A 7604-nucleotide genomic window follows, 5' to 3' on the forward strand; every position below is an offset into this window, starting at 1 on the left:
ATCCACTCGAACAGTGCGAATCGTGGAGACACCCCCACCCCAGCCCTCCCCCGCAAGCGGGAGAGGGAGCGCAGTCCCTTCGCGGTTGACCAAATGGGATTCTGCTTCCGGCGCATCGGAGATGCACAAGTGCGCATCGGAGAATGACGCTTGCATTCGCTTCAACCCCTCCTCGTCCGGATCGGCCCATTTGAATCCGTCGATCTGGCGGAAGCCCAGCCGCACGGCGCAATACTTCCCGCCGCTCTCTTCCAGCGTATTTTGCGCGAAGCTATGGGACACGTCGATCTCGCGCACTTCGACGCCGTTGTTGCGGGCATCGCCGACGATCTGCGCCGGGGCATAAAAGCCCATCGGCTGCGAATTCAATAGCCCGCAGCAGAACGCATCGGGATGGTGATGCTTGAGCCAGGACGAGACATAGACGAGCTGGGCAAAACTCGCGGCATGGCTTTCCGGAAAACCGTAAGAGCCAAACCCCTTGATCTGGTCGAAACAGCTTTTGGCGAATTCCGGGGCGTAGCCGCGCGCGATCATGTTGCCGATCATCTTGTGTTCGAATTTGCCGATGGTGCCGACATTGCGGAAGGTCGCCATCGCACGGCGCAGCCCGTTGGCTTCCTCAGGCGTGAACTTTGCCGCCTCGATTGCGATCCGCATCGCCTGCTCCTGGAACAGCGGCACGCCGAGCGTCTTGTGCAGCACCCGGCGCAATTCATCCGCATCACCATGCTCGGGCGACGGCGAGGGATAGCTGACCTTCTCGATGCCGTTCCGCCGCCGCAGATACGGATGCACCATGTCGCCCTGGATCGGGCCGGGACGGACGATCGCGACCTCGATGACGAGATCGTAAAACACCCGCGGTTTCAGCCGCGGCAGCATGTTCATTTGCGCCCGGCTCTCGACCTGGAACACGCCGAGCGACTCACCGCGGCACAGCATGTCGTAGACCGGCTTCTCGTCCTGCGGGATCGTCGCCATCTCCCAGCGCTGACCCTTGTGGTCCGCGATCAGGTCAAAACACTTGCGGATGCAGGTCAGCATGCCCAGCGCCAGCACGTCGACCTTCATCATGTTGAGCGCGTCGACGTCGTCCTTGTCCCATTCGATGAAGGTGCGGTCATCCATCGCGGCGTTGCCGATCGGCACATAGGTGTCGAGCCGGTCCTGGGTCAGCACATAGCCGCCGACATGCTGCGACAGGTGCCTTGGAAACTCGATCAGTTCGGTGGCGAGCTCGACGGCGCGTTCGACCATCGCATTCGCAGGATCCAGCCCGGCCTGCCGGACCTGCATCTCGTTGAGGCCCTTGCCCCAGCTTCCCCACACGGTGTCGGCGAGCGCCGCGGTAACGTCCTCGGTCAGCCCGAGCGCCTTGCCGACATCGCGGATCGCGCTGCGCGGCCGGTAATGAATGACGGTGGCGATGATGGCGGCGCGGTGGCGGCCATATCGCCGGTAGACATATTGCATCACCTCCTCGCGCCGCGAGTGTTCGAAATCGACGTCGATGTCGGGCGGCTCCAGCCTTTCCTTCGAAATGAAGCGCTCGAACAACAGATCGACCTTGGTCGGATCGACCGAGGTGACGCCGAGCACGTAGCAGACCGCCGAGTTCGCCGCCGATCCCCTGCCCTGGCACAGGATGTTCTGCTCGCGCGCATAACGGACGATGTCGTGCACGGTGAGGAAATAATGCGCGTAATTGAGCTCGGCGATCAGGTCGAGCTCCTTGCGCAAGGTGGTGCGGAGCCGCGCGTCGATCCCACCAGGGAAGCAGCGACGGGCGCCTTCCCAGGTCAGGTCTTCCAGATGCTGCTGCGCGGTCTTGCCCGGCGGCACCGGCTCGTCCGGATACTGGTATTTGAGCTGATCGAGCGAGAATTCGATGCGGCCGGCAAAGCGCATGGTTTCCGCGATCGCCTCCGGGAAATCGCGAAACAGCCGCGCCATTTCATGGGCAGGCTTGAGATAACGCTCGGCATTGGCCTCAAGCCGCCTGCCGATGGTCTCGATGGTGGTCTTCTCCCTGATGCAGGTGAGCACGTCCTGCAACGGGCGGCGCGCGGGATGGTGATACAGCACCTCGTTGGTCGCCAGCAGCGGCACGCCGGCCGTTCTCGCAATGTGATGCAGCCGCGCCAGGCGGCGCCGGTCGTCGCCGCGATAGAGCAGGCTCGCGGCAAGCCACACGCCATCGGCGCGGCCGCGCCGCAACCGCGCCAGCACATCAAGGGCTTTTGCGGTCTCGAAACGATGCGGCAGCGCCAGCACCATGAGCTGGCCTTCGGCGAATTCCAGGAGGTCGTCGATTGTCAGGTGGCATTCGCCCTTCGCGGTGTCGTCGCCGCGCTTGCCGCGGGTGAGGAGCTGGCAGAGCCGGCCGTAAGCCGTGCGCTCGCGCGGATAGACCAGGATGTCCGGCGTGCCATCCATGAAGACGAGGCGCGCGCCGATCATGAGTTTCGGCTTGGGCGTGACCTCGGGGTTGTCGAGCTCCTTCCAGGCGCGCACCACGCCGGCCAGCGTGTTGTGATCGGCGAGCCCGATCGCGGCAAGCCGCAATTGGCTCGCCTGATGCACATAGGCGCGCGGATCCGATCCGCCGCGCAGGAACGAGTAATTGGTGGTGATGCCGATTTCGGCATAGTCGGGCGCTGGCTCGACGCGGTGAATGTTCATGCGAACAGCCCGTGCACGAACCAGTTGGCCGGGACGGGCCTGCCTTCCTCGTCTCTGAGCTCGCTCTCATAAAGCCCGTCGCGGAAAATCCAGAAGCGCAGCCCGGCTTCGTCCTCGACGCGGAAATAATCCCGCGTCAGCGCCGCGCCATTCTGCTTCCACCATTCCATGGCGATGCGCTCGGGGCCCTCGACCCGCACCACCTCATGCGTCGCGCGCCGCCAGGTGAAGTGATGCGGCGGCCCGTCGGGGACGGTCGCGAACGGCACCTTGATCGGCTCCGGCGTTTCGAACAGCCGCAACGGGCGCAGCGGCGGTTCGCCCTCGGCGCGGGCCGGCCAGGCGGCCTGGGCCGCGGCCGCCAGATGATGCTGCGCCGGCGCGGCCATCACCGCGCGCTCCGGGATGTGGGTGTCCTGCGGCAGATGCACGACCACGCGCTTTCCGCCGATGCGCGCGGCGATGCGGTCGATCAGCGCCGCCAGGTCGTCATTGTCATGGACATGGGCGTCGAGATCGCGCTGCTGCGGCACGACGATTTCGGTGCGGCTGGCGGAGAGCCGGATCAGATCGAAGCCAAAACCGGGATCGAGGGGGTCGTTGAGGGCATCGAGCCGCTCGCGAAACAGGCGGTCGATCACCTCGCCCCGGGTCACCGGCTGTCCGGTATCGACCGCGATGGTGCGCACCGCGCCATCGGTGCGGAAGAAACCAGCCTCCAGCCGCCGCGCGCCCTTGCCCTGCCGGTCCATCGCCGCGACCAGCATGTTGGCGAGCGCGGATAAATTCGCCGCGATCACGGTTTCGGTCGTGACCGGTTCGGGAAAGCGCTTTTCCACGATGTAATCCGGCGGCGGTTTTCGCGGGCTGATCGGGGCATCGCCCTGCCCCAGCGCCTGCTCCAGCAAATTCGTGAAAGCAGCGCCAAATCTTGCCGTGATCTCGTGGCGCGCGCGCGCGGCGACATCGCCGATGGTTTTCAAGCCGGCACGGCGGAGCCCGCGGGTGATGGCCTCCTCAGTGCCGAGCGTAAATACCGGCAGCGGGCCGATGGCCGCGGACTCTTCACCGTCGCCGATGATTTTTCCCGACACATGGCGCGTCATGGTGCGGGCGCAGATCGAGGTACTTGCGATTGCCGCGCTGACGGCAAAGCCGCGCCGCGTCAGCGCACCGCACACCATTTGCAGCAGCGCGCGCTCGCCCCCGAACAGATGGGCGCAGCCGGTGATATCCAGGAACAGGCCGCAGGGCGGGTCGAGCGCCACCAGCGGCGTGAAGCGGTCGCACCAGTCGGCGATATCATCGAGCGTCCTGGCATCCGCGGCCTGATCGGCATCGAACACCGTCAATTCCGGACAGATGGCGCGGGCATTGGCGAGCGGCAGCCCGATCTCGAGGCCGCAGCGCGCCGCCGCGTCGTCGAGGGCATGGATCTGCAGCGCGTTGTTTTGCTTGGCGACGACAACGCAGGGAGTTTTATCCAGCGCGGCGTTGTTTTGCCCGAACTGGCGCCTGATGCGATCGATGGGCAGGCGCGGCAGCCACAGGCTGAGGATACGCCGACGGTTCGCTGAAAAGGCATGCATCACATTTCCATTCCATGATCCACCGCCCGACCGGGCCATGACGGTTACGAACGAGCTGCGCGTCGAACACCGGCGCGCCCCACCCACTCCAGGGCGACGCAGGCAAAGAAGGTTGGCCCGGCGGCGAACGCGCCGCGCGCACGAGCCATCGGGTCTCGGCGGTGGAAGGCCGCGGGACCGCCGCCACCCGCAGCAGCAAGGCGGTGACGCCGGAGGCCTGCGCCGCCAGGGTCAGCTTGCGGCTGGCGACGAGATCGAGCTGCCGCGCTTCTCCCCAGACTTCCAGCACCACGGCGCCGAGCGCATCGCAGGCCAGCGCGTCGGCGGCGGTCCGCAACGCGGTATCGACATCGGCGGCGCGCACGCTCACCAGCAAGCGCGGGTCGAGGCCGAGCTCGGCCAGCCCGCGCATCGACAGCGCGCCTGATTCAATGTCGGAAAAATCCTGCCGCACCCACAGCAAGGGCCGGCGCGACATCACCCGTCCCGCAAGGCCCGCGATGAAGCCGGTGGCCGCGGCGCCCTGATGTCCCTCGGCGAACACCTCATGCACCGCGGCCATCGCAAGACCGCCGCGCAAGCTCGCATCCGCCCCCGCATGACCGAGTGCGATCTTGTCAAGCGCATGCGCCACACCGGGCGCCTCGAGGCGCTCGATGCTGCCGCGCAGGGCCGCCAGCGTGGTCGTGCGTGCGCCGATCATGTGCGCCGGTCCTCAGGAGCTGGTGGGCCGCCCTGGTTTGACGCGAGAACCAGAGGCTGGCTCATTTGTTCATGATATGTTCTAATATAAAGCTAACAAAAGCCGTGGAGTCAATCGGGATTGGCGATCAGGCGATTCTCCAATGAAATCAAAGGGATTTTGGGACGGACCGCAACCAGGCCGGAAATAGACCGCCATAAAAGCAAAACAGTCGATGCACTTTATAATTCTCGACCGCGAAACCGATTTCGATGGCTGGCGCCAGGCGGCGCGGACGCTGGCGCTGAACGATGTGAAGCCGTCCGACGTGACCTGGACAGTGGAGGGCAATGCGCCCGAACTGGTCGAGCCGGCGGCTAACGCGCCACTTGAAGCCCTTCACGGCAGCTTTCGCGTATCAGCCAAATTCGTCGCGCTGGCGCAATCGGCGATTCTGCACCGCGATCCCGAGCGCTTTGCCATTCTCTATCGCCTGCTGTGGCGGCTGCGGGACAATCACGATCTGCTCGCGGTGGCGACCGATCCCGACGTTTCGATAGCCGCCGCGATGGCGAAGGCCGTGCAACGCGACGCGCACAGGATGCACGCCCTGGTCCGCTTCCGCGAGGTCGGCCGCGAGCCAAAATCGCACTACGTCGCCTGGTTCGAGCCGGAGCATCACATCGTCGAATTGGCCGCGCCGTTCTTCGCCCGCCGCTTCGCCGACATGCCCTGGTCGATCCTGACGCCTGACGTCTGCGCGCATTGGAACGGTCATGCCATCTCGATCACGCCGGGCATAGCCGAAGCGCCGGCCGAAGACCGGCTGGAGGAAACCTGGCGGCGGTATGACGCCGGCACCACATAAATCGCCAGAAAGGCCGGAACTGCTCATGAGCCGCAAACCCGCCGCTCCCGACGCCATCGCAACGCTGCGCGCGGAAGCGGCCCGATGCCGCGCCTGCCCGCTGTGGAAGGATGCGACCCAGACCGTGTTCGGCGAAGGCCCGCAAACCGCCCGGCTCATGCTGGTCGGCGAGCAGCCCGGCGACAAGGAAGACCTCGCCGGCAAGCCGTTCGTCGGGCCGGCCGGGCAAATGCTGGACCGCGCGCTGGAAGACGCCGGCATCGACCGCAACAAGGTCTACGTCACCAACGCGGTGAAGCATTTCAAGTTCGTGCCGCGCGGAAAGGTCCGGTTGCACCAGAAGCCGACTACGCTCGAGATCAAGGCTTGCCGCCAGTGGTACGAACGCGAGCTGGCCGCGATCAAGCCCAAGCTGGTGGTGGCGATGGGCGCGACCGCAGCCCAAAGCGTGCTCGGAAAAATCACGCCGATCAACCGGAACCGCGGACGCCCGATCGCGCTCGACGACGGCACCCGGGCGCTGGTGACGGTGCATCCGTCCTATCTGTTGCGATTGCCCGACGCCGAAGCCAAGGCGCGCGAATATCAACGCTTCGTCGAGGACTTGAAGATCGCAGCCGACCTGCTGCGGAAATCACCGCGCGCAGCCTGAGCCTTCGCCACGCGAGCTTTTTCTTTTCGCGACGGATTCCGGTCACGCCGCCAGCGTGTTCTCGACCAGCTTGATCCAGTACGAGGTGCCGTAGACGATGGCCTCGTCATTGAAATTATAGGCGGGGTGATGCAGGCCCGCACTGTCGCCATTGCCGCAGAAGATGAACGCGCCGGGCCTTGACTCCAGCATGTAGGCGAAATCCTCCGCGCCCATCAGCGGCGGCATCTCGTGAACGTTGGCCTCACCGGCCACTTGCCTGGCGACCTCGGCCGCGACGTCGGTCTGCGACGCGTGGTTGACGGTGACGGGATAGCCGCGCTCATAGACCAGATCGATTTTGGCGCCGGTCATCTGCGCCACGCCCGCGACCACCTCGCGCACGCGCTTCTCGACCATCTCCCGCACTTCCGAGGTCAGGGTACGGACGGTGCCCTTGAGCTCGGCGGTCTGCGGGATCACGTTGCGGGCATTGCCGGCGTGGAATTCGCACATCGAGATGACAGCGGAATCCAAGGGATCGACGGTGCGCGACACGATCGATTGCAAAGCTGTGACCAGCTGCGCGCCGACCAGGACGGAGTCGATGCATTTGTGCGGCCGCGCGGCGTGACCCCCCAGCCCCTCGATCCGGATGTCGATCGAGTCGGTGGCGGCCATGATCGGACCGGGCCGGATCGCGAACGAGCCGACCGGAATGCCCGGACCGTTATGCATGCCGTAGACCTGCTCGATGCCGAAACGATCCATCAGCCCGTCCTTGATCATGGCGGCGGCGCCGGCGCCGCCCTCTTCCGCCGGCTGGAAGATCACGACCGCCTGGCCGGCGAAATTCCTCGTCTCGGCGAGATAGCGGGCGGCGCCGAGCAGCATCGCGGTGTGGCCGTCATGGCCGCAGGCGTGCATCTTGCCGGGCGTCCTGGAGGCGTAGGGAAGATCGGTGTCCTCCTCGATCGGCAGCGCATCCATGTCGGCGCGCAGCCCGATCACCCTGAGGTCGCCCTTGCCGGCGGCCTTGCGGCCCTTGATGACGCCGACGACGCCGGTTTGGCCGAGACCCGTCGCCACCTCGTCGCAGCCGAATTCCCGCAACCGGTCCGCCACGAATGATGCAGTGCGGTGCACGTC

Annotated in this window: 4 protein-coding genes and 1 pseudogene; 1 reads left to right on the plus strand and 4 read right to left on the minus strand. The window is 65.6% G+C overall.

Annotated elements, in window-relative coordinates; translation table 11 throughout:
- The 3 genes from WCE35_RS00255 to WCE35_RS00265 all read right to left on the minus strand — a co-directional run.
- Positions 1-2685: error-prone DNA polymerase (locus WCE35_RS00255; protein WP_424591348.1), on the minus strand; the 2685-nt coding region annotated here is incomplete at its 3' end.
- Positions 2682-4274, minus strand: a complete 1593-nt coding sequence (locus WCE35_RS00260) for a Y-family DNA polymerase (protein ID WP_424591349.1) — start codon at positions 4272-4274, stop codon at positions 2682-2684. The genes WCE35_RS00260 and WCE35_RS00255, both read right to left, overlap by 4 nt.
- A complete protein-coding gene (locus WCE35_RS00265) occupies positions 4165-4977 on the minus strand; it encodes an ImuA family protein (protein WP_424591350.1) in 813 nt (270 codons plus the stop codon). Before WCE35_RS00265 ends, WCE35_RS00260 begins: the two co-directional genes overlap by 110 nt.
- A 214-nt stretch (positions 4978-5191) precedes the next feature.
- Here WCE35_RS00265 and WCE35_RS00270 point away from each other — a divergent pair.
- Positions 5192-6476 (plus strand): annotated as a pseudogene (locus WCE35_RS00270) (UdgX family uracil-DNA binding protein).
- Positions 6477-6518: 42 nt separating this feature from the next.
- Here the strand turns inward: WCE35_RS00270 and WCE35_RS00275 are convergent.
- Positions 6519-7604 (minus strand): M20 aminoacylase family protein (locus tag WCE35_RS00275; protein ID WP_424591351.1); only part of this gene is annotated, 1086 nt, incomplete at its 5' end.

The sequence above is a fragment of the Bradyrhizobium sp. genome (assembly GCF_049691595.1).
Taxonomy (GTDB): Bacteria; Pseudomonadota; Alphaproteobacteria; order Rhizobiales; family Xanthobacteraceae; genus Bradyrhizobium.